Annotated in this window: 24 protein-coding genes; 12 read left to right on the top strand and 12 right to left on the bottom strand. The window is 50.9% G+C overall.

The window, feature by feature from the left end:
* Window positions 1-22: 22 nt before the first annotated feature.
* A complete protein-coding gene (locus KZH41_RS15560; protein ID WP_263272900.1) occupies window positions 23-1,279 on the top strand; it encodes a hypothetical protein in 1,257 nt (418 codons plus the stop codon).
* Between the two features lie 322 nt (window positions 1,280-1,601).
* Here the strand turns inward: KZH41_RS15560 and KZH41_RS15555 are convergent, their stop codons facing one another.
* On the bottom strand, window positions 1,602-2,024 hold the full coding sequence (locus KZH41_RS15555; RefSeq protein ID WP_052721928.1) for a helix-turn-helix domain-containing protein: 423 nt from the start codon (window positions 2,022-2,024) through the stop codon (window positions 1,602-1,604).
* Between the two features lie 157 nt (window positions 2,025-2,181).
* Here KZH41_RS15555 and KZH41_RS15550 point away from each other — a divergent pair, with 157 nt between their 5' ends.
* The 10 genes from KZH41_RS15550 (at window position 2,182) to KZH41_RS15505 (ending at window position 9,406) form a co-directional block, all read left to right on the top strand.
* Window positions 2,182-3,312 carry a phage/plasmid replication protein gene (locus tag KZH41_RS15550; RefSeq protein ID WP_263272914.1) on the top strand — a complete coding sequence of 377 codons (1,131 nt, stop codon included), beginning with the start codon at window positions 2,182-2,184 and terminating at the stop codon, window positions 3,310-3,312.
* Window positions 3,313-3,541: 229 nt separating this feature from the next.
* Window positions 3,542-3,802: a hypothetical protein gene (locus KZH41_RS15545; RefSeq protein WP_263272912.1), complete on the top strand. Its 261-nt coding sequence runs from the start codon at window positions 3,542-3,544 to the stop codon at window positions 3,800-3,802.
* Between the two features lie 233 nt (window positions 3,803-4,035).
* The gene (locus KZH41_RS15540) at window positions 4,036-4,332 is read left to right on the top strand and encodes a hypothetical protein (protein WP_046068130.1); all 297 of its coding nucleotides are present in this window, start codon (window positions 4,036-4,038) and stop codon (window positions 4,330-4,332) included.
* A complete protein-coding gene (locus KZH41_RS15535) occupies window positions 4,332-4,556 on the top strand; it encodes a hypothetical protein (RefSeq protein WP_263272909.1) in 225 nt (74 codons plus the stop codon). Before KZH41_RS15540 ends, KZH41_RS15535 begins: the two co-directional genes overlap by 1 nt.
* Window positions 4,557-4,566: 10 nt before the next feature.
* The gene (locus KZH41_RS15530; RefSeq protein ID WP_263272907.1) at window positions 4,567-4,794 is read left to right on the top strand and encodes a major capsid protein; all 228 of its coding nucleotides are present in this window, start codon (window positions 4,567-4,569) and stop codon (window positions 4,792-4,794) included.
* Between the two features lie 144 nt (window positions 4,795-4,938).
* On the top strand, window positions 4,939-5,976 hold the full coding sequence (locus KZH41_RS15525) for a hypothetical protein (protein WP_263272905.1): 1,038 nt from the start codon (window positions 4,939-4,941) through the stop codon (window positions 5,974-5,976).
* Between the two features lie 28 nt (window positions 5,977-6,004).
* The gene (locus KZH41_RS15520) at window positions 6,005-6,289 is read left to right on the top strand and encodes a DUF2523 family protein (RefSeq protein WP_052721929.1); all 285 of its coding nucleotides are present in this window, start codon (window positions 6,005-6,007) and stop codon (window positions 6,287-6,289) included.
* 3 nt (window positions 6,290-6,292) lie between these two features.
* Complete coding sequence (locus KZH41_RS15515; protein WP_263272902.1) at window positions 6,293-7,327, top strand: zonular occludens toxin domain-containing protein; 1,035 nt, start codon at window positions 6,293-6,295, stop codon at window positions 7,325-7,327.
* Window positions 7,328-7,380: 53 nt separating this feature from the next.
* Complete coding sequence (locus KZH41_RS15510) at window positions 7,381-8,637, top strand: hypothetical protein (RefSeq protein WP_263272900.1); 1,257 nt, start codon at window positions 7,381-7,383, stop codon at window positions 8,635-8,637.
* 442 nt (window positions 8,638-9,079) lie between these two features.
* A complete protein-coding gene (locus KZH41_RS15505; RefSeq protein ID WP_263272898.1) occupies window positions 9,080-9,406 on the top strand; it encodes a hypothetical protein in 327 nt (108 codons plus the stop codon).
* A 57-nt stretch (window positions 9,407-9,463) separates the two neighbouring features.
* Here KZH41_RS15505 and KZH41_RS15500 read toward each other — a convergent pair whose 3' ends face one another.
* From KZH41_RS15500 to KZH41_RS15490, 3 genes are all read right to left on the bottom strand, one after another.
* Window positions 9,464-9,835, bottom strand: a complete 372-nt coding sequence (locus tag KZH41_RS15500) for a DUF3757 domain-containing protein (RefSeq protein ID WP_263272896.1) — start codon at window positions 9,833-9,835, stop codon at window positions 9,464-9,466.
* 150 nt (window positions 9,836-9,985) lie between these two features.
* The gene (locus tag KZH41_RS15495) at window positions 9,986-10,942 is read right to left on the bottom strand and encodes an alpha/beta fold hydrolase (RefSeq protein WP_263272894.1); all 957 of its coding nucleotides are present in this window, start codon (window positions 10,940-10,942) and stop codon (window positions 9,986-9,988) included.
* Between the two features lie 26 nt (window positions 10,943-10,968).
* Window positions 10,969-11,718: a 3-oxoacyl-ACP reductase family protein gene (locus KZH41_RS15490; RefSeq protein WP_263272892.1), complete on the bottom strand. Its 750-nt coding sequence runs from the start codon at window positions 11,716-11,718 to the stop codon at window positions 10,969-10,971.
* A 196-nt stretch (window positions 11,719-11,914) separates the two neighbouring features.
* On the opposite strand from KZH41_RS15490, the gene KZH41_RS15485 reads away from it, so the two are divergent.
* The gene (locus KZH41_RS15485) at window positions 11,915-12,850 is read left to right on the top strand and encodes a LysR family transcriptional regulator (RefSeq protein WP_263272890.1); all 936 of its coding nucleotides are present in this window, start codon (window positions 11,915-11,917) and stop codon (window positions 12,848-12,850) included.
* On the opposite strand, the gene KZH41_RS15480 is transcribed toward KZH41_RS15485, so the two are convergent.
* The 8 genes from KZH41_RS15480 to KZH41_RS15445 form a co-directional block, all read right to left on the bottom strand.
* The gene (locus KZH41_RS15480; protein WP_263272888.1) at window positions 12,832-13,569 is read right to left on the bottom strand and encodes a peptidase; all 738 of its coding nucleotides are present in this window, start codon (window positions 13,567-13,569) and stop codon (window positions 12,832-12,834) included. The two genes, KZH41_RS15485 and KZH41_RS15480, sit on opposite strands and share 19 nt — an antisense overlap.
* 80 nt (window positions 13,570-13,649) lie before the next feature.
* Window positions 13,650-14,447, bottom strand: coding sequence for a transglutaminase family protein (locus tag KZH41_RS15475; RefSeq protein ID WP_263272886.1), 798 nt, complete (start codon window positions 14,445-14,447; stop codon window positions 13,650-13,652).
* Window positions 14,444-15,394, bottom strand: coding sequence for an alpha-E domain-containing protein (locus KZH41_RS15470; protein ID WP_263272859.1), 951 nt, complete (start codon window positions 15,392-15,394; stop codon window positions 14,444-14,446). Before KZH41_RS15470 ends, KZH41_RS15475 begins: the two co-directional genes overlap by 4 nt.
* A 3-nt stretch (window positions 15,395-15,397) precedes the next feature.
* Window positions 15,398-16,807: a circularly permuted type 2 ATP-grasp protein gene (locus KZH41_RS15465; protein ID WP_263272857.1), complete on the bottom strand. Its 1,410-nt coding sequence runs from the start codon at window positions 16,805-16,807 to the stop codon at window positions 15,398-15,400.
* Window positions 16,808-17,324: 517 nt separating this feature from the next.
* Window positions 17,325-18,362 carry a hypothetical protein gene (locus KZH41_RS15460; protein WP_263272855.1) on the bottom strand — a complete coding sequence of 346 codons (1,038 nt, stop codon included), beginning with the start codon at window positions 18,360-18,362 and terminating at the stop codon, window positions 17,325-17,327.
* A gap of 185 nt (window positions 18,363-18,547) precedes the next feature.
* Complete coding sequence (locus tag KZH41_RS15455; RefSeq protein WP_263272853.1) at window positions 18,548-19,015, bottom strand: DUF3592 domain-containing protein; 468 nt, start codon at window positions 19,013-19,015, stop codon at window positions 18,548-18,550.
* 309 nt (window positions 19,016-19,324) lie between these two features.
* Window positions 19,325-19,837: a cupin domain-containing protein gene (locus KZH41_RS15450; protein ID WP_263272851.1), complete on the bottom strand. Its 513-nt coding sequence runs from the start codon at window positions 19,835-19,837 to the stop codon at window positions 19,325-19,327.
* A gap of 82 nt (window positions 19,838-19,919) precedes the next feature.
* Window positions 19,920-20,414 carry a hypothetical protein gene (locus KZH41_RS15445; RefSeq protein WP_263272849.1) on the bottom strand — a complete coding sequence of 165 codons (495 nt, stop codon included), beginning with the start codon at window positions 20,412-20,414 and terminating at the stop codon, window positions 19,920-19,922.
* Between the last annotated feature and the right edge of the window lie 145 nt (window positions 20,415-20,559).

Below are 20,559 nucleotides of genomic sequence, written 5' to 3'. Positions count from 1 at the left end.
CCAGCTCTCTGGAACTCATGCCATGAATACCTTTAAGTCTTTGCGCCGTCTCTACGTTGCTGCATTTTTCTTTTTCTTTGTTTCTTTTGCCCAGGCAGAAACCGTTTCTCAACAACTGACTTTTGATTTTCAGACCATTCAGGTTTCGTCCGCACTACAGCTTTTAGCTGATTACCGTGGCTTGAATCTTGTTTTAGACGTAAACGTCCGTGGTTCACTTTCTATGCGAATGAAGGATGTGACCTGGGATGAAGCCATTGAATATGTAACATCGGCAAAAGGTCTTTTATACACAGTCGAAGGTAAGTTTTTGCGTGTCAGTGCTTACCCGCGTCCAGGTGATTCATATTCAGTGAATTCGTATTCGGCTGAACAATATCCCCCATTACAAAACAGCCTTTCTTCTGGCGTTAATCCAGCTTTTGATGTTTCGATTTTCAAGGTCCACAATATTTTGGCGTCTGATGCAATTAAAGCGTTCCCTCTCGATTCTGGAGAGACTTTGAATTTCGAGGACGGTTCTTCAATCATCGTTGCCAGGATGAGCAAGCCGCGTTTAGAGCAGCTCAAAATCCTGATTGCTGCCGTTGATTACTCCAGGAAGCAAGTGATGATCCAGGCTCGTATTGTCGAGGTGGACCGCTCGTATTCCAAGAATCTGGGCGTTCAATGGGGTGGCACTGTAGGTAGCGGTGCTGGGACTGTTTCAGGCTCTGTGCCGCTTGGCTTTGCCTCTGGTGCCATCGGTGCTGTTGGCATTGTCTCAAGCGCTTTGACGCTCGATGCCAGGCTTTCAGCTATGGAGCAGGAAGGTAAGGGCAGGGTGATTTCCAGTCCTCGTGTTTATACCTCTGACCGTCATCAAGCCAAAATTGTTAAAGGCTCTCAGGTTCCTTATCAGCAATCGGCCGGCGATGGTGCGACGTCGACATCTTTCAAACAGGCTGCTTTGTCGCTCGACGTGACTCCGATCGTTAACGATAAGGGCGTGCTGCTGGATGTCATCCTTTCAAAGGACGAGCCTGATTATTCCAATGCCATGAATGGCGTGCCGCCGATCAACACAACCTCGCTGACGTCCCGGGTTTTTTCACCGTTTGGCCAGACCATTGCTGTGGGTGGTGTTTATTCGGATCTGGATACAACCGTCGTTAGAAGCGTGCCGTTTCTGGGCAAAATCCCTGGCTTCAAATGGTTGTTCACCAGCAGCTCGACGGTATCGACCAGCACTGAGCTGGTTCTGTTTCTCACGCCTGTGTTGGTTGACCAAGCCAGGTAGAACCGTCAGGCCAAGGTACGATCCGGTTTGACTTGGCGACACACCGGCGCGAATATGCCAATAAGAGCGCGAAATCAGCTGTCCTGCAGGGCCAAAGCTGATGTAGGAACCCCGGCAACTCTGCAGAATTGGCGTAGGGTGAGACCTCTTATTTAAAGGCGCTTCGGCGCCTTTTTCTTTCATCGGCGGACGCCAGGAAAGATCTAGGCCTAGACGATTGAGCCTTAATCAAAAGCAGCAGCAGAGACACCCAGGCTTCGTATCCATGGGTACGCATAATGTTACACCCCCACTTTACCGAAGACTTCTTCGGTTTCTGACTTCACTTGCTCGTTTTTTCGTAACGCTTCAATGGCATTGCCAGCATCTGCCGCTGCCTGTTTTCTTCCTTGTGAGCGTCGTCGAAATTTCTAATTTTCTCCAGCTCAAAAACTCGCTCCTGGACCAGCATTGCTCTGATCACTCGCTTTACTGTCTGCCGCGTGTCTTCTTCTGTTTTTCCTAATTCGCGCACCAGTAGGGCCAGGTCGCCGTCCTCAGTCAGTTCGTCGTCGTCGAACATGATTTGATCAGCTGAGCAGCCCAACGAGATGATTACTTTCTTTAGGTTTTCTGCTCGAGGACTTGAAACCTCCCGCTCGATGTCTGCAAGCGTCCGCTCCGGGATACCACTCAATTTTGCCAGCTCCTTCAACTCAAGACCTTGCTTGAGTCGCTCTTGCCTGATCCTGGTGCCGATGCCCATTTTGCGTCTCCGAATGCGGTTTGCCGTTTCTATCGCACAAGTATCAGCTAAAAACCGTTCTTTTTCTCTTGACTCACACGGAGGACTGCCTATCATGGCGGTATACCGTCCTTTCGGATGCAGTTAACCGCTTTAGACCTTTCAGTAAGGCGTTCGGATGTTCATAGATTGGCTAACCATTTCTCAGGAGCATGACCATGACCTACCTGTCGTGTGCGACGTGCTTACCCTGACGATAGACGCCAATACAAACGAACTCCTTAGTACTCGTCAGCCTCGTTTCAAGCATGAGGCTAGCTTTTCGACTTCCGTCACGATTCACGTTCAGGGTCGTAAGATCCGCGTTGAAGGAAATCCTAGCCGGGTAGGGCGGCTTGATAACTTGTTCGGTTTTGCCTCTATCGAACAATGCGTTTCTGTTTACAACGCGCTTTTACGTGAGTACGGCCTTCCTGGCTTTACTCGCTGTACTCACGTTGATATTCGTCAGGGGCAGTCTGGAGCCAAATCCGGTGACCGTATTGCCGACGGCGCAAAGATTGAACGAATAGATTTGACCACCAATGTTTCATTGGGGGAGGGCAATGTTTTGGCTTATTTGCGTGGTGTTTCTAGTCAGCGCATTGGGCATTCCATCGGTTTTCTATATCCCAATGGACGCACTGTTGCTTGGACCTCGAAAGGTAATGGCAAAGGCGGTCGCCTTCAATACCGAAAGGCGTATGACAAAGCCTTTGAAATGGATCAGAACTGTCTTCCAAAGATCAAGCGTGTATTTGGTGAGAACTCGGAAGAGTACAAATATGTTCAGCGAGTCAAAGATTACTGCGCACAAGAAGGCGTAGTTCGCATGGAACAAGAACTTAAAAGTGAATATTTACAGCGTGAGGCCCTTTGCTACTGGGGCTTATTTGATGAAAGGCGTCTGGCCGAACTCCACAGTGAGTTTCTCAAAATAGATGAAAAGTTAAAGGTGACTGCAATGGACCTTCAGAGTATTGCTGACAAACTGATTGAAGAAGGTATTTGTAAGGGCAGGGCGTCCGCAAATGCTACTTCCTCTTATGCCATTCTCTGGATGAGTGGTCATCATCACGGTTTATCTCAGCGTGCTTTTGAAACGCATGCGGCTCGCCTTAATAAGATCGGTATAAATATTCGTAATGCTTGCGATACCAGTCGTTTTGCACCTGTGTTCGTACGCCAGTGTCGCGAAGTGACTAAAAGCACTTTGGTTGTTCCAGCCTGGTATCAGCGGCCTAATCACCTGCATCAGGTAGCAGCGTGAGAACGGTAAGTTTTCAGGGTGTTCAGCTTACTAGCGGCCAGCAACGGCGTTTAACTGAACAACAGCAAGTACGAGATTCTTTCATTAATCCTATTCTTGCTCAGCAGGTCCATCAGGCTCTTATAGCCGTCGAGGCCCGAAAAGAGCAGGGCGTTAAACCAGAGCGGCTTTGGTTTGTTGAGAGACAAGAAACAGGAACAACGTGTGTTGCCGAATGGATGGGGTTCTGATGGATAAGGTTGCTTATCAAAATCTACGCTTTGCAGTAGAAATGGAGTTCCTAAATGCTCTCAACAATCCTCAGTGTGATGAACGTGCTGGGATTAATAGTCTTATGCGGTTGTTTTTATCTGCACTGGCTCAGCAAGAGGTAGCTCGTCAACGCTCTGTAAGAAAATTCAAAACCTTCAGGCGTAATCCTGAAGCCATTGCGCCCAGTTGGGCATACCGTAAGCCCGGCACACTTCCTAATCTGCCGGTATTTAGATAGGTTTCTTGAATGACTCAACCATATGCTGCTGGCTTTGTGATTACTGTGCTTGGTCGAATGTTTCCCAATGCACAGGATGGAATGTTCATCGACTGGTCATCTCATCGGAGCCTCCCTATACGATACGTAAGGGCTTACGATAAATCTGATTTCATTTATTAATAGCGCTCAGTTGGGCCTAACGTGGGTCAAGCGCTGTTCTTGACCCCCAACATTGTGAAAAGGGCAATATCATGTCTAACGTTATAGTAGTCGAAGTAACTGGCAACCACCGTAGTGGTACTGCGGCAAAGAGCGGTAAGCCTTACTGCATGTTTGAAGCATATGCGCACTTGCCAAATATTCCGTATCCGCAAAAATGTACTTTTTATGCGGAAACTCCTCAGCAAGTTCCTCAGCCAGGAAAGTATGAGTGTGATGTCATTGCTCAAGTTCGTGATGATCGACTGATTTTTGAAGTTGATCCTCGTCAAGGTCGCCGTGTTAGTTCTAGCGCTCCTGCTTCTTCTGCAACTCAGAAGCCTGCGTAATGTCTGGCACCCTCTATTGTCCATCCGACATTTCAACTGAGGGTGGCATTCCAATTTGTTCTTCTTCATGGGAGGTCGTCAATAACTTGCCTCCTTTTGATCCGTCTCAGCTTGATCCAACTGTCTTGGCTCAAGCATTTGGGGCCGGATTTACCTTAGTCGCGTTCTTCATGGTCGGGTCTATGGGAATTCGGACGGTTTTAAACTTCATCAAACAATCCTGAGGATTTACCCATGTTCAAAAAATCGTTTGCTGTAGCTGTTTCCGCTGTCGCCGTTACTGTTGCTGCTCCGTCTGTTTTCGCTGCTGAAGGCGCAGCAGCCTGGGATTACACTGGTCTGACTTCCTCGATCGATTTCAGCACCATTTCCGTAGGTGTTCTGGCTGTCGCCGGTATTCTCGCCGGTGTTTATGCCGGTATTAAAGGCGCAAAAATCGTCTTGGGTTTCCTGCGCGGTTAATCGCTTCCACCTGCGTGACCTGGGCGTCTTCGGGCGCCCTTTTTTTAATCAAAATTTGAGGCCGTTACATGGACCAACTTTATTATTTTGCCATGTTCGTCATTGGTTCTGGTTGTTCATTTGCTGTCTTCTCAGGGTGGTGAAATGAAAAATCTTTGCCTACTGCCTCTTTTGTTTTTAGCGTTCTTTTCATCATCTGCTTTTGCGGGATGGAAATGCAACACCACGACCACCGCTGGATTTCCAAGTCAGTGTTCCAGGGCAGGCGTTCAAGATTCCCCTGAAGCACTGATCTCCACTTTTGTTGATGCTGTTGTTGCTCTAAATACAAACGTCAATCGAAAGGATTATAAGGCCGGTGCTTGCACCATGAACGGCTCACAGAATGCCATTTGCGGCTATTCTTATACGTCGTTCGGCACAGTCATGAACAACAGTATCGGTGCAATCAAAGAGGCTGTTGTTTGTCCTGCAACTATTGAGGTTCGCGGCCCTGATTCTGCCGCCATCAAGTCGGGTGATAAATATTATGTCGCATGGCAAAGTAGCTCTGTTACTTCTGACATTTGTCACAGTTCATGTTCTTACTTGGGCGAGTCTGCCTCTAGTTCCAACTGCTATCTCACTACCGGTTCTACTAGCACTGGTTACTGTAACTTCGTTGTGGGTCTTAATACCGCGTCTCCTTCGTGCGGTGCTGAGTCCGGCTACACCAGTCCAGCCGTTGGGGATCCTCTCACCCCCGTTGTTGATCCTGGCGACGGCGGCGACGATGGCACCGACCCTGGCCCTGGGGATGGAGGAAATCCAGGCGATGGTAATAACGGTGGGGATGGCGATTCCGGTTTTGACGGTGAGCTCTCTTTCACTAATCCCGGATCGTTGAATGCGGATTCTGTTTTAGACAGTGAGGTTAATGCTGTTCACTACCAGGCTTTTGTTCATGGCATGCAAGTTGATCTAAATCATTCTGGTTTTGGTGTTGCGATGGAGGAATTCCAACAGAAAATCTCATCTGCTAATTCTGGTGGAACCTGCCCAACTGCTGACATTGCCATTTTAGGAACTATCATTTCGTTTGATGCTCACTGCGTATTGTTTGCCGGAATCTCTCCGATACTTAGTGCTGTTTTTTTAGCAGCTTGGTCATTACTTGCTTTGCGTGTGTTTCTGTCTGCGTGATTTTAGCGGCTAAAAAATGGAGTGATATATGACTGGTTTTGGTGATTGGCTGTTATCCATCTTGCAAGAGATTTTGCAATTCTTTGTTGATGCCGTTGTTGCTATCGCTGATTGGCTTTATCAAGCGCTTCTTGACCTTATTAGCACTAGCTTTATTGTTGGGCTTATTTCTAGCGCTGGTGAGTTATTTACGGCTATAGATCCTTCGGTCTGGTATTTCCTTAATATTATGCAAATCCCTTTTGGGATCACTGTTGTTAGCAGCGCTTATCTTTTGCGTTTTCTTGTTCGTCGCATTCCGTTTATTGGGTGATTTATGGCTATTCATGCTTATGTCGGTAAACCTGGGCACGGAAAAAGTTATGGCGTTGTCGAGCACGTTATAATTCCTTCGTTGAAACAAGATAGGCATGTGGTCACAAATATCCCTTTGTCCATTGATGATCTTCTGTCTACCTACGGGGGAAATATTACTCAATTGCCTGATGATTGGTTTGAGCTTGATGACCTTTCCGAGATTATTCCGGCTGGATCTGTCGCTATCATTGACGAATGTTGGAGGAGGTGGCCTGCCGGTAAAAATGTTAACCAAGCTAATCTTGCTGATAAGTCACTGCTTGCTGAGCATAGGCATCGTGTCGATGATAAGAACAATTCAATGCGCGTTGTTCTTGTAACTCAAGACCTTGCTCAAATCTCGTCATGGGTGCGTCTTTTAATCGAGACTACTTATCGGATTAGGAAAATTACCAAAAAGACCTTTAAGGTTGATATTTATAATGGTGCTGTTACTGGTGATGCACCTTCAAAAACAAAGTTAATAAGGACTACAGCAGGCACTTTTAAGGCGTCCGTGTATTCATTTTACAAGTCAGCTACTCAATCAAACTCTGGTGCCGTGGGTGATGAGTCTTCAGCAGATGGCCGTTCAAGTATTCTGCGTTCCTTTGGCTTATGGGCTGCGCTAGGTTCTTTTATCGTTTGTATCGTCCTGGGTGTTTATTTTGTCAAAAGGTTTTTTACTACCGATCAACCTGGTGTAAAGCATGCGGTTTCCGCCTCTGTTCCTAAACAACCCAGCGCACCTGCTGAACCTCCAATTTCAACGACGTGGCGGCTTGTTGGCTTTGTGCATCCTTCAAAGCCCGATCCATCTTCAAAGGCAGTTTCTGAGGCTCTTGCCCTTGTAGCCGATAACAACGGGAATACTCGGTACATTTCTTTCTTTCATTGCCGATATTTTCCGGATTTTACCGAGGCTTATTGCTTAGTTGACGGCTTCAAAGTTACTAATTGGTCATTAAAGAAGCCTAACCCAATTACAGGTGGGTTAATTGGGGGAGGTCTTTAGCGTAGCGCTAAGACCGCTCCCAATTAATCAACCAGCTCTCTGGAACTCATGCCATGAATACCTTTAAGTCTTTGCGCCGTCTCTACGTTGCTGCATTTTTCTTTTTCTTTGTTTCTTTTGCCCAGGCAGAAACCGTTTCTCAACAACTGACTTTTGATTTTCAGACCATTCAGGTTTCGTCCGCACTACAGCTTTTAGCTGATTACCGTGGCTTGAATCTTGTTTTAGACGTAAACGTCCGTGGTTCACTTTCTATGCGAATGAAGGATGTGACCTGGGATGAAGCCATTGAATATGTAACATCGGCAAAAGGTCTTTTATACACAGTCGAAGGTAAGTTTTTGCGTGTCAGTGCTTACCCGCGTCCAGGTGATTCATATTCAGTGAATTCGTATTCGGCTGAACAATATCCCCCATTACAAAACAGCCTTTCTTCTGGCGTTAATCCAGCTTTTGATGTTTCGATTTTCAAGGTCCACAATATTTTGGCGTCTGATGCAATTAAAGCGTTCCCTCTCGATTCTGGAGAGACTTTGAATTTCGAGGACGGTTCTTCAATCATCGTTGCCAGGATGAGCAAGCCGCGTTTAGAGCAGCTCAAAATCCTGATTGCTGCCGTTGATTACTCCAGGAAGCAAGTGATGATCCAGGCTCGTATTGTCGAGGTGGACCGCTCGTATTCCAAGAATCTGGGCGTTCAATGGGGTGGCACTGTAGGTAGCGGTGCTGGGACTGTTTCAGGCTCTGTGCCGCTTGGCTTTGCCTCTGGTGCCATCGGTGCTGTTGGCATTGTCTCAAGCGCTTTGACGCTCGATGCCAGGCTTTCAGCTATGGAGCAGGAAGGTAAGGGCAGGGTGATTTCCAGTCCTCGTGTTTATACCTCTGACCGTCATCAAGCCAAAATTGTTAAAGGCTCTCAGGTTCCTTATCAGCAATCGGCCGGCGATGGTGCGACGTCGACATCTTTCAAACAGGCTGCTTTGTCGCTCGACGTGACTCCGATCGTTAACGATAAGGGCGTGCTGCTGGATGTCATCCTTTCAAAGGACGAGCCTGATTATTCCAATGCCATGAATGGCGTGCCGCCGATCAACACAACCTCGCTGACGTCCCGGGTTTTTTCACCGTTTGGCCAGACCATTGCTGTGGGTGGTGTTTATTCGGATCTGGATACAACCGTCGTTAGAAGCGTGCCGTTTCTGGGCAAAATCCCTGGCTTCAAATGGTTGTTCACCAGCAGCTCGACGGTATCGACCAGCACTGAGCTGGTTCTGTTTCTCACGCCTGTGTTGGTTGACCAAGCCAGGTAGAACCGTCAGGCCAAGGTACGATCCGGTTTGACTTGGCGACACACCGGCGCGAATATGCCAATAAGAGCGCGAAATCAGCTGTCCTGCAGGGCCAAAGCTGATGTAGGAACCCCGGCAACTCTGCAGAATTGGCGTAGGGTGAGACCTCTTATTTAAAGGCGCTTCGGCGCCTTTTTCTTTCATCGGCGGACGCCAGGAAAGATCTAGGCCTAGACGATTGAGCCTTAATCAAAAGCAGCAGCAGAGACACCCAGGCTTCGTATCCATGGGTACGCATAATGTATATTATGTTAAATTATGTGTCATAGATGTTCAGGTGCTCTAGTCGCTTCCCCCACAAAAGCTGTCATCGTTCCTAGAAGTTGAGCGCTTGCTGCTCTGGACTCTGCTCGTTGCTCGAAAACCGATCTTGGACCTACGTCGCACTGATGCTGAGCAATTTATGAAGTTCTGTCTCAACCCGCCCCTGGGCTGGGTCGGTCCCGTGGTCAAATCTCGCTTTAAACGCATCGGTGGACGCAAGCGGCTTGAATCAGATGAGTACGTGGTAAATGCTGAATGGCGTCCATTTAGCTATACAGTCTCAAAGCGTGAGCGCAGTTTAGCAGCTGAGACGATGGGAGATCATTGCTCAGGAATTTACCATATGGCCCAAGGATCTGTCGCTCAGGTCTTTGCTGTTTGCGGGAGCTTTTTTCAGCACTCGATGGATGAAGGTCGTCTGTCTATAAGCAGCGAAATACTCAAAATGTGGCATCTCGGTCCTTAACCGAACTTCGTTAGATGAAAGCGCCCGCGATGGCCTCCATGCTGTAGATTTCACAACTCACATAAGCTCTTCGTAATTTTCGCCAACGTCGATTCGCATATTCAGATAGCGTCCCTGCTGAGTAACGTAAATACAGCCATTTATAAAGCCACGAGTGAGAGAGTTATCTTCAGCCAGTACGAACACGCCTTTTTCAAATTTAATTACTTGATCGTCGGCATCATCGATTATTACACCAGTCCAGTTGACTCCATTCGTCTTGGCTGATGAACTGAAAATCCCATTGTTATTTTCTATGTTATTGGGTGCTGGGCACGACTCTTCATCGCCTGGCCAAACGGGGATATCAAAATAATTGGAGCGCGCCTGAGCAGTCGCAACCGTAAATAGCTGAAAAAATAGTAGCGCCCGACCGATAAATAAACGCACAAGAGAACATCCTATTAGCTTTAAAGTCTAATTTTTATCTGATGTCCGATGTGCTTCATTTAAGACCTGTCTCATTTTTCGCTATTCCACTTTTTTCTTAACGCATCATCAAGATACCCGCCAATGCGGGTATCGTTGGTCACCTTTAAATTACTTCCCGTCAAAGAAACCGACCACGAGCGGTTCGACCAGCGAAGGGCACTCTTCCATCAACCAATGCCCACAGCCCCGCAACACATGGCCTTGTACATTCGAAGCGTACCTGTTCATCTGATCGATTTGAGCTTGGCCAAGGCTGCCACGCCCGTCCCCTGCCACTGCCAGTAGCGGCATGCTCAGCTTTCCTTGCGCCAACAGCGCTTTGTTCTGCTGTACCGATTGTGGCAGTGCGCGGTAATACTCGAATGCAGCGTGCAAGGTTTGTGGTTTTGCATACGATTTTGCGTAAAGCCCTAGCAGCTCATCGGTAAACACTGACTGCTTTTCGGCATGTTTTTTGATGAAGTGAGAGAGAAAAAGCTTTTCTTTGCCGGCGATTAGGGTTTCCGCCAGTTTGTCGTCCGCTGAAAAGAAACTGAAGTGCCAAGCGGTTGACTCACCTTGTGGGGTAAACGCGGGAAAGTTATACATCAGTTCATCCGGGATGACTGACTCAAGATAAGCAACCTTGGCAATATCTTTCGGATGTTGCGCCAACATTGGGTACGTCGCCCAAATACCGATGTCGTGCGCCATCAAATTGAACGGTGCGTCGGGGCTGAAGCGCTTGGCAAACGCGTAGATATAGGGTGAGACTTCCTGCCCGCTATAAGATGTCTTAAGCGGCTCAGACATCCCGAGGCCAGGTAAGTCGACGGCGATAACCCTGTACTTTTTCGCCAGCTCCGGCATGAGCTGATGCCACTCGTACCACGACTGGCCAAAGCCATGGACCATCAACATCAAAGGCCCCCTTCCCCCTGCAACATAGTGAAGTTTCAGACCGTTAACGTCTTCAAACCCTCGCTCAAATCCCGCGGGGACCGGAAACTCCTCAGTCGCTTGCACGGCAAGGGGAAACATCAAGCTGCAAGCTGCAATCACCAAACTTCTGAGAACATTATTCATAAGTTTCACTGTGTTGTTTTAGAGGATCAAGCTGCAAAGCCACCGTCAATGTTCAGACTGGCGCCGGTGATAAATCCGGCTTCAGGGCCGGCAAGGTAAGCAACAAAGCTGGCAACCTCTTCACTTTTTCCATATCGCCGGAGTGCCATTAGTTGTTTAAGTTGGCTAGCGACCTCACCATCGGCGGGGTTCATGTCAGTATCAATGGGGCCTGGCTGAACGGTGTTGACCGTGATCTTGCTGGGCCCAAGGTCTCGCGCCAAGCCTTTTGTAAAACCCACGAGCGATGCTTTGGTCATCGCATAGACCGCACCACCAGCAATCGGAATTCGGTCGGCATTTACGCTGCCAATATTAATAATCCGCCCCCCAACCCCCATGTGGAGAATCGCTTCCTGGCTGGCAATAATCACGGCCCTCACGTTGACCGCCAGTGCCAGGTCAATTTCCGCCAAGGTCATTTCTTCCAGTGCTCCCCACGGAAGGATACCGGCGTTGTTTACAAGTATGTCCAGCCCGCCAAAGTGCTTCGCTGCTTGGCGCACGGCCTGCTGTAACGCTCGCGGGTCAGCACTGTCTGCATGTATGGCGATAACGTTGCATCCTGCAACGTTCAACTCATCCGCCAGCGCTTGTGCTTCATTTGGGGAAGATCGATAAGTGAATGCAACGGCTGCGCCCTCTTGGGCCAGACGTTTAACAATGGCCGCCCCTATACCGCGGGAGCCGCCTTGAATGAATGCAACTTTTCCGTGAAAGTCTTTCATAATATTCATATTGCTAACTCTTAGTTAGGGGCATACGGCACTTTCACGCCGTCTGTTTTTAATCATTAATCAACCAACGCCATTGATAAATTTCAGCGCTATTTAAAATGCTGTTTCCCTACAGTTGAATTAGTCTATGCTGTTCGCAGAAGATGATTAAGTCTCCAAAATTCACGAGTCTCGGTCCCCTGCGGAATCAATCAGCATGCTAAAGAACCAATTTTTTGAGATTCGAAATTTCGTCGCCGTCGCTCAATCAGGCAGCTTCACCTCTGCTGCCCAGGCGTTGGGAATGACGGGGTCAGCCCTTAGCAAAAGCATCCTGAGGTTGGAAAATCGACTGGGAACCAAGCTGTTTCACAGGACCACACGCAGGGTGACGCTGACCAATGACGGAGACTCTTATCTCAGCGATTGCCAGAACGCCATGGCAATCCTGGATGAAGCCGAAAGCCGATTGGGCAGCGCGCAGCAGTTACCTGCCGGTCGCGTACGCATTGATTTGCCTACAGCGTTTGGGCGCAGGTATATCTTGCCTTCGCTGATAGACCTTTCCACACGTTACGACCAGTTGGAACTGTCGATAACCTTCAGCGACCGAACCACAGATTTGATGGACGACGGGATAGACCTTGCAGTGCGCGTGGGACCGCTGGGTAATAATCTGGATCTTGTCGCTCGTCGATTGGGCGAGCATCGCCGTGTAATCTGTGGCGCGCCCTCCTATCTCGAACGGCGCGGTGTGCCCCAGGTTGCCGAGGACCTGAGGCAACACGACTGCGTCGTAGGGTGGCCTTTGGGCCAACGCCCCAGTTGGTTACTCAAAAATTCCGAAGGTGAGACTGAAGCGTATGAAATCCCGGTACGCCATGAAATAGGCGATTGCGAAGCCATCCTGGCTGCTACGGTGGCGGGATGCGGCTTGGCCCAAGTCCCCACATGGCTGGTAGAGGATCACCTGCGCTCAGGCTCGCTCGTGTCCGTGCTCGACGATCAAGCCGCAGACGCTATGCCTGTTCACGCCATTTGGATCAAGACACCCTACATCCAACCCAAGATGCGGGTGGTTATTGAAGAGTTACTCCAGTTGGCTCAGGTGCCAGGCAGTAGATTTCAAGTGAATCAGCCCGGCATCATATAAGCTCCCGGTGCCTCCGGAAGGTCGGTCAGCATGTCGTACTGCCTCGCAGCCCACTGTGTGCGCAGGCGCACAAAGTAAGGGTCGTCGTGAGTAATGCGATAGCTCTTCGCATCACTAAAGCTGTCTTTCCTGTACACCAACAAATCCAGTGGCATGCCCACCGACAGATTACTGTGCATGGTCGAGTCGAAAGAAATCAGCCCACAGCGCAGCGCCGTTCCTATCGACGTCTGATACGTCAGATTACGGTCAAGCACGGGCCTGCCGTATTTGCTTTCGCCCAACTGCAGAAAAGGCGTGTCTTCAGTCGCTTGAATAAAGTTACCTTGCGGGTAAATGCTGAATACATTCATCGCCTCCCCCGCCACTTGTCCACCGACCAGGAAAGAGCAGCTCAAGTCGGTACTACCAGCCAGCTTCGCCTGATCTCGGGTGACCACTTCGTGAATCGTCTCGGCTACCAGCACCGTAGCGTCATACACACTGCGGACATTTAATAGGTGCACGCCCTCCCCCGTAGAACGCTGCCTGAGCAGGTTAACCACCGATTGTGAGGTAGCCAAATTCCCCGCGGTCTGCAGAACGATCATCCGGTCTCCGGGGGTGTTGAAAATAAACAACTTACGGAACGTTGAAATCTGGTCGATGCCCGCATTGGTTCGTGAGTCAGAGATGAACACCAGCCCGTCAGCCAGGTGCATAGCGATGCAGTAAGTCATGTGTGTTAACTCGTGAAATTGAAATACGCGGCCCTATCGTCTCAACCACGATATGGCCGGTTATTGCGACAGCAGCGGTACTACGCGTGTTGAACCTGGAACATCGAACTCACCTGGACCCGCGCCAGCATTGATTCGGCACCGCCGCCTCGACGCATTCCGCGTACCGGGCAAGCGTCGAGGTAGTCCAGCCCCACGGCGAGTTTCAGATGGCGTTCGGGCCGCGCCAAGCGGTTGGTCACATCGAAGCTATACCAACCGCCGTCCACCCACGCCTCGGCCCAGGCGTGGCTGGCCAGGTGGCTTTCATCTTCTGTACACAGGTAGCCCGATACATAACGCGCCGGAACTCCCAAGCTGCGGGCACAGGCCAGGAACGCGTGCGTGTGGTCCTGGCAGACGCCCACGCGACCGGCAAACGCCTGCGCTGCTGTGCTATCGACGGCCGTTGCGCCGGGGGTGTAAGGCATGTGATCGGCCAAGGCGTTCATCAAACCGATCAAAGCCGCACGATCACGGTGAGCACCGCAGTGCAACTCCGCAAAATTGATCAGGGGACTGTCAGCGGTGGTCAAGTGACTGGTGCGCAGAAACGGCAATGCAGATTTATCGTCATACTCCACGTCCAGCGTCTGGTCGATTTCCACCTGGCCAAACGCGCTCAGCACCAAGGCACCGTGAGGTTCGTCCATCGTCATCACGTGCAGGATATTGCCGTAAGGGTCAAGTTGGGCGCGCACCAGCCGAGGTAGCTCCAGATGCCATTGCAGAATGCGTTGGCGTTTGCTGTTCTTGGGGGTTAAACGCAGGAACTGGATGCTGGTGCACACTTCATCGGCGTAGCTGTAAGTGGTGTCGTGGCGGATAGAAAGTTTCATACGACCTCCAGGTAGGACTCGTGAACGGTCTGGCCCAAATGACTCATTTGGGCAATGAAATCGGTCAGCCACAGGTGTATGCCTGGGTCCAGTATTTCTTCGATCCCGGTGTAGCGCAGTCGCGCATTCAGCTCGGCGGCCAAGCGCTGGGCCGCACGGCCATTACTGCCCGGCAGGCTTGCAAGGATTTGATCCAACTCCTCAATGCACGCTCGCAGCGACCGAGGGACGTCGGCACGCAGCAGCAACATCCCGGAGACTTGCTCGGCGCCCGGGGCATTGCGGTAGATCTCGTTGAACGCTTCGAAGGACGACAAAGCACGCAGCAGCGCACTCCATTGGTAGTAGCCACGGGCCGAGTTGTCGCTGACCTCCTCCGACGCCTCACCGAACATTTCATAGCGCGCATCCAGCAGGCGCAGGGTGTTGTCGGCGCGCTCAAGGAACGTTCCAAGCCGAATGAAACTGTAGGCATCGTTACGCATGATGGTGCCGGAAGTCGCGCCGCGAAACAGATGCGAGCGTTCCCGGACCCACTCACAGAAATGGCTGATGCCATACCGCGCCAAGCCATTGTTGGCGATCTTGCGCATCTCCAGCCATGTGGCGTTGATGTTTTCCCACATGTCGGCGGTTATACGTCCGCGCACCGCGTGAGCATTAGCTCGCGCCGCCTGCAAACAGCAATAGATGCTGCCGGGGTTGGTTTCGTCCAAGGCGAAAAAATGCAACATGCGCGCATTGTTGAGCTCGCCATGGCGTTCGTTGTAATCATCCAGCGTGCCGGCAGCCAACAGCGACATCGCCAATTCGGTGCGGCCATCGGCGCGCCCGCCCTGGGGCATCAGTGACAGTGAATAACTGACTTCAAGCATGCGGGCCAGGTTTTCGGCACGCTCCAGGTAACGGGACATCCAGTAGAGATCTGCAGCGGTTCTTGAGAGCATCCCTTAATCCTCCACGACCCAAGTATCTTTGGTGCCACCGCCCTGGGACGAATTCACCACCAATGAGCCTTCGCGCAGCGCAACCCGCGTAAGGCCGCCGGGCACCAGCCGAGTTTCCTTACCCGACAATACATAGGGGCGCAGGTCGATATGAAGGGGGGCGATACCACTTTCGACAAAGGTCGGGCACGTGGACAGGCACAGCGTCGGTTGAGCGATATAAGCCTCGGGTCTCGCCTTGAGGCGCGCACGGAAGTCTTCGATTTGTTCTGCAGTGGCCGCCGGCCCTACCAACATGCCGTAGCCGCCGGAGCCCTGGGTTTCCTTGACCACCAACTCCGGCAGATGGGCCAATACGTGGGACAACTCTGCGGGTTTGCGGCACTGCCAGGTCGGCACATTTTTGAGGATCGGCTCTTCACTGAGGTAGAAGCGAATCATGTCGCCCACATACGGGTAGATCGACTTGTCGTCCGCCACGCCGGTGCCTACCGCGTTCGCCAGTACCACGTTGCCTGAGCGGTAGGCGGCAATCAGACCGGGCACGCCGAGCATCGAATCGGGGTTGAACGTCAGCGGATCAAGATACTCATCGTCCAGGCGGCGATAGATGACATCCACCTTCCTGGGGCCGAAGGTGGTGCGCATGTAAACATGGTCATCGCGCACGAACAGATCTGCACCTTCCACCAGCTCTACACCCATTTCACGCGCCAGAAACGCATGTTCAAAGTACGCACTGTTGAAACGACCGGGCGTGAGTACCACCGTCGTGGGGTTGTCCAGTGGACATGAACTTTTCAGGGTGTCGAGCAGCACGTTCGAGTAATGATCAATGGCCGCCACGCGCTGGGCAGCAAAGAGTTCGGGGAACAGACGCATCATCATCTTGCGGTTTTCCAGCATGTAGCTGACACCGCTCGGGGTACGCAGGTTGTCCTCCAGCACGTAGTAACTGCCATCACCATCACGGACCAGGTCCACGCCGGCAATATGGGCATAGATACCCCGGTGCAAATTCAGGCCCTGCATGGCCATCTGATACCCTTCGTTCGCCAGGACCTGCTCGGCGGGAATGATGCCTTCCTTGAGAATCCGTTGTTCGTGATAGATGTCGGCCAGGAACATGTTCAAGGCCTGAACCCGCTGAATGCAGCCACGTTCAACCATCTTCCATTCGCTGGCCTTGATACTCCGGGGAATGATGTCGAACGGAATCAGACGCTCGGTGCCCTGCTCGTCCCCATATAAAGTGAAGGTGATGCCTGCGCGGTGAAACAACAGGTCAGCTTCGCGGCGACGCTGATCCAACAACTCCAGAGGTGTGTCTGCCAACCAATGCTCGAAGGCTTGGTAATGCGGCCGGCAACCGCCACTCGCATCATACATTTCGTTAAAAAAGACTCGGGACATAGACCACTCCTTGCCGCCACACAGCCGGCATTTCTCTACGGCTTTGCTATTTCAATACGATTGGGCCTTACCGTGTTTGAGTGAGTACTGGTTCTGGATAGCACCTCAGTGTGCGTCGTTATCGTCCTGCTGCCGGCGTGAGCGAATAACTCATGACACGGCAATCTATTAGCGCGAGATCGCGCCAAGCGTAGGGGCGAAATGGGCGGTATCTGGTTGTTGTCTGGCAGAGGAGCAACACAGAGCAGAAGTGGTTTAACCAGACTCAGCGGGATCGATATGTTTAGCAAGTTATCCGAAGCAAACCGGTGTTCTATGTAAGACCTGTCTCAAAAAAAAAACAATAAACTGGGAAACCGGAAAGTCCTGTATCACTTGAAAACCTCTTGCTGCCAATGCATAAGCAGCTGGGCGCTCTTGCGTTCGGGAAGCGCTCGCGGCGCGAGCCTCCCCACGATCATGCGTATCATCCTTACGCTGGCTTTAAGGGCAGCATTTCAAACGCGAGCCTCCACACTTAGTGCGGCAATTGCTGCAGCACCTCGTTAGTAAAGTACGGTTCATCCTCAACCCAGAATATGTAATCCAACCCGAGATAATTTTGGGAAAAATCGATAATGTCGGTAACCGTGTTTTTCTTTCCTGTCTTAGGGTTGATTTGGCGCAGGTTCCCCTCTTGGACTGCCATCCCTTTCACTAAAGTATCCGGATACGCCTTAAAGAATCCGTAGGTCTGTGCCATGTGGCTTTTGCGGTAAGGCATCAAATCTGGCCCCCCCACTCCCATTTTCAGTCTCTTCGCTTCGGCGAATAAGCTTTGCATGTAGCCCTTGTCCTGCCAGGGAAGCCACTCGCCGGGCAGGAAATTCAGGTAAACCATTGGCGTCGATTTCTTGAACGCGCGGCTCAGTGCTTGCATATTCGAGTTAATCGCACCTACATAGGCCTTGGGGTCAAAATCCTTTGGAAAGACGGTGGTGCCGTCTGGCTGTTCGACGCCGATTTCGATTGAACTCTCGCTTAGATTTATCCCTTCGATTTGCCCATCCAGTTCCTTCCCTAATGCAGCAATCAACTTTTGGAAACGATCACGCACTGGTTTCTCCCACATCTTTGCTGACCAACCATATTCGTCATCCGTCACTGCTTTGTCAGGGTCGCGCTCCGGAGCCGAAAGCATGCTCTGTTTCAGTACGCCACCCTTGTAGGTTGGATCGAGTAAAAGATAATCCGGCACGTTTTTTAAATTAGGCTGGAAGGACTTTTCCTGCAGTTGTATCCAGAGTTTCTTATTAAGAGTCCCTAAATAGGCGATGTCCTGCTTGATCGCGGAAAAATCGTATTCGTCTTTGACCGGCTCCAGGCTGCGCCAGGTATAGACAATTTGCGCCCCGCTAAAACGCGGGTCGGACAAAGCCTTGTCCGACCTGATATTTGAACCACCTGCTTCGCGGCTGGGGAAGTAAATGTAATTTTTCGCAGGCTGGCCTGCTGCAAAAGCCGTGCAGGTTATGAACATAGCCAGAGCAAAAATGCATGTCTTTATTGGGGCCATAGGATGACTTCCATTGAGAGTTTATGCTGCAAGACACCCTAACGCAGAACGGCATGACGGGCGACGCATCGACACACCTGGACGCGAATCAAGGTGGCTACGACCTACTCGTCATGCTCCGGCGCATTCGACGCGTGCGGCATGTCGACACGCACATAGGTGCGAAATACGTGATCCCAACACCCTTATTTCATGGGTTTTAAAACGCTGGATTGTACCGGCCATGGTTTTTTACGAGCGTCCCCTACAGCCGTTAAAATAGCCGCAGTACCCACAGACACGAACAACGCCCCCAGCGACGCCAGCAGCAGGGTTAGACCCCAAATAGCAAAAAAGCCCTTGATTCTTGCCTCGTCTGCATTGGCCGGCGAATACAGCACGCCGACCGAGCTCCCAATGAGATACGCGGACGCATTACCTTGCTGGGAGGAAGTGAATTCGACTGACCGGCCGCCCTCTGTGGTGAAGCTCACAACGGGGTGATAACTGACTGAATCGTCATGCTTGTGTTGCATCAAGCCAATGATCGTGCCTCGCGTTGCAACAGCACTCAGTAGAAAGTCGCTGGAGCTTTTATAGAAAAATACTGCACCGATCAACAGAGCGATGCCGACTGCCAGGAACAGGTATTTCAAAACAAAAAACACTTTCATTGCCCATACCTCCAAACCGTTTTTACTGACGTTAGCAAGCTTATTTCGTATGGCGTGCTATTCGGTTTCAGGGGGGCATGCACTAACTTTCGGTACCAGGCGGACATTGAAACGTCTGTTAGCAGCACGCCTGCCGATAACAATAAACCCGCCAGGCTGTTGCGGTGCCAGATGCAGGGAATTTCTCAAAAAGCGCTCGCAGCATTCCACTGGAGAGCAATGCGATTGAGAGGAATAAGGGCGGCGGGGGTAAAGGGAATTCGTGCAGCAGTGCGCTATTTGAACGACCTCCCTGCACGAGTCTGAGCCCTATGCTTGCGTCATCTTTTCAATCAAGGCCGAGTGCTGAGGAAACTGCGCAGTGAGCTTCTGCCGATCACTCATTTTCATATCGGCATAATCGAATCCAGGTGAAACCGCCTCACTGATCAGCCCGTAACCTGCGGCCCCCTTGCTGATTTTCGAAGCCTTCCAGATGCCGCCCGGCACACGCAGCTGTAAAAGTTGGCCGCTAGCCACATCACTGCCCATCACCCGCGTCTGCAATGTGCCGTCTGGATAGATAAGGCTGTATTCAATGGCATCGCCTAGATGGTAGTAATGCACAATGTCGGAGTGGTTCAGGTGAAAGAAACCAACCGGTGACTCCTGAGTCAGCAAGTAATAAATAGAAGTCATCAAATGACGTTGACCCCCCTCCTCTGTCTCGGCCGTGACGTAGCGCCCGGACTCAAAGGTTCTGCGGTAGTAACCGCCTTCTTCATGCGCTTCCAACTCGAGAGCCGAGATAAGGTCCCGAGCAGTTTGCAGGTTGTGTTTCATCCCATTCTCTCTATTTGTCTTATCTTGCTCAAACCCAAACATATACGGATCGAAACGGTTCCCGAAATCCCTTCACCTCTCGTCAGCCTACCTTTGCCGGCAGCAAATCGAAAGCGGGATCAATCAGCGAAAGAAAGTCCATCAACTGCCTGCGGTCGATCATGCGGATCACCCGTACCCGCTGCGCCGAACGCTCACTGAAGGTCTTGGGAATTCGCTCCTCACGCGAGGGATCATAGATCAGTACATGGCGCAAACGCGGATTATCCCGGCAAAAATCAAGGGCGTTGATCCCGGCATTCAACAGCAATTCTGCACTGATGACCACCAAGTCAAAACGTTCGAATGCGTTGGGGCTGTAATGAGTCAGTGTGATCAGATCCTCGAAGCAATCCACCGGCGCAACCCGCCAATAGCCCAGTTTACTGAGGTCTCTCTCAATCGCTTCGCGCTGCGCGCAATACTGATCGGCGATGAGAATTCGCAATGGCTTACCGGACAGGAATTGAGGTGTCATGGCTGAACACTCAGGGCTTAATGTGTTCGGCAAAGTATCCGAAGTCGCCGTGCGCGCCATATAAGACCCGTCTCAAAAAACAAATCTTACGCGACGGCATCGGTGACAAACTTTTCCATGCTCAGCAGTTATTGATGGGACAGCACAAACTGCTGGTCAGCTTTTGGGCCGAGCACGATAAAGTCCACTGTCTTGACCGTGGCTA

Origin of the sequence: Pseudomonas sp. YeP6b (genome assembly GCF_025642995.1) — a bacterium.
In the GTDB taxonomy this organism is placed as follows: domain Bacteria; phylum Pseudomonadota; class Gammaproteobacteria; order Pseudomonadales; family Pseudomonadaceae; genus Aquipseudomonas.
This window is presented reverse-complemented; position numbering and strand designations above follow the sequence as displayed.

Bases quoted from the DNA above. Each gene is read 5' to 3' on its own strand.
- KZH41_RS15560 (WP_263272900.1), top strand. From the start codon at position 23: ATGAATACCTTTAAGTCTTTGCGCCGTCTCTACGTTGCTGCATTTTTC.
- KZH41_RS15555 (WP_052721928.1), bottom strand. From the start codon at position 2,024: ATGGGCATCGGCACCAGGATCAGGCAAGAGCGACTCAAGCAAGGTCTT.
- KZH41_RS15550 (WP_263272914.1), top strand. From the start codon at position 2,182: ATGTTCATAGATTGGCTAACCATTTCTCAGGAGCATGACCATGACCTA.
- KZH41_RS15545 (WP_263272912.1), top strand. From the start codon at position 3,542: ATGGATAAGGTTGCTTATCAAAATCTACGCTTTGCAGTAGAAATGGAG.
- KZH41_RS15540 (WP_046068130.1), top strand. From the start codon at position 4,036: ATGTCTAACGTTATAGTAGTCGAAGTAACTGGCAACCACCGTAGTGGT.
- KZH41_RS15535 (WP_263272909.1), top strand. From the start codon at position 4,332: ATGTCTGGCACCCTCTATTGTCCATCCGACATTTCAACTGAGGGTGGC.
- KZH41_RS15530 (WP_263272907.1), top strand. From the start codon at position 4,567: ATGTTCAAAAAATCGTTTGCTGTAGCTGTTTCCGCTGTCGCCGTTACT.
- KZH41_RS15525 (WP_263272905.1), top strand. From the start codon at position 4,939: ATGAAAAATCTTTGCCTACTGCCTCTTTTGTTTTTAGCGTTCTTTTCA.
- KZH41_RS15520 (WP_052721929.1), top strand. From the start codon at position 6,005: ATGACTGGTTTTGGTGATTGGCTGTTATCCATCTTGCAAGAGATTTTG.
- KZH41_RS15515 (WP_263272902.1), top strand. From the start codon at position 6,293: ATGGCTATTCATGCTTATGTCGGTAAACCTGGGCACGGAAAAAGTTAT.
- KZH41_RS15510 (WP_263272900.1), top strand. From the start codon at position 7,381: ATGAATACCTTTAAGTCTTTGCGCCGTCTCTACGTTGCTGCATTTTTC.
- KZH41_RS15505 (WP_263272898.1), top strand. From the start codon at position 9,080: ATGAAGTTCTGTCTCAACCCGCCCCTGGGCTGGGTCGGTCCCGTGGTC.
- KZH41_RS15495 (WP_263272894.1), bottom strand. From the start codon at position 10,942: ATGAATAATGTTCTCAGAAGTTTGGTGATTGCAGCTTGCAGCTTGATG.
- KZH41_RS15490 (WP_263272892.1), bottom strand. From the start codon at position 11,718: ATGAATATTATGAAAGACTTTCACGGAAAAGTTGCATTCATTCAAGGC.
- KZH41_RS15485 (WP_263272890.1), top strand. From the start codon at position 11,915: ATGCTAAAGAACCAATTTTTTGAGATTCGAAATTTCGTCGCCGTCGCT.
- KZH41_RS15480 (WP_263272888.1), bottom strand. From the start codon at position 13,569: ATGACTTACTGCATCGCTATGCACCTGGCTGACGGGCTGGTGTTCATC.
- KZH41_RS15475 (WP_263272886.1), bottom strand. From the start codon at position 14,447: ATGAAACTTTCTATCCGCCACGACACCACTTACAGCTACGCCGATGAA.
- KZH41_RS15470 (WP_263272859.1), bottom strand. From the start codon at position 15,394: ATGCTCTCAAGAACCGCTGCAGATCTCTACTGGATGTCCCGTTACCTG.
- KZH41_RS15465 (WP_263272857.1), bottom strand. From the start codon at position 16,807: ATGTCCCGAGTCTTTTTTAACGAAATGTATGATGCGAGTGGCGGTTGC.
- KZH41_RS15460 (WP_263272855.1), bottom strand. From the start codon at position 18,362: ATGGCCCCAATAAAGACATGCATTTTTGCTCTGGCTATGTTCATAACC.
- KZH41_RS15455 (WP_263272853.1), bottom strand. From the start codon at position 19,015: ATGAAAGTGTTTTTTGTTTTGAAATACCTGTTCCTGGCAGTCGGCATC.
- KZH41_RS15450 (WP_263272851.1), bottom strand. From the start codon at position 19,837: ATGAAACACAACCTGCAAACTGCTCGGGACCTTATCTCGGCTCTCGAG.
- KZH41_RS15445 (WP_263272849.1), bottom strand. From the start codon at position 20,414: ATGGCGCGCACGGCGACTTCGGATACTTTGCCGAACACATTAAGCCCT.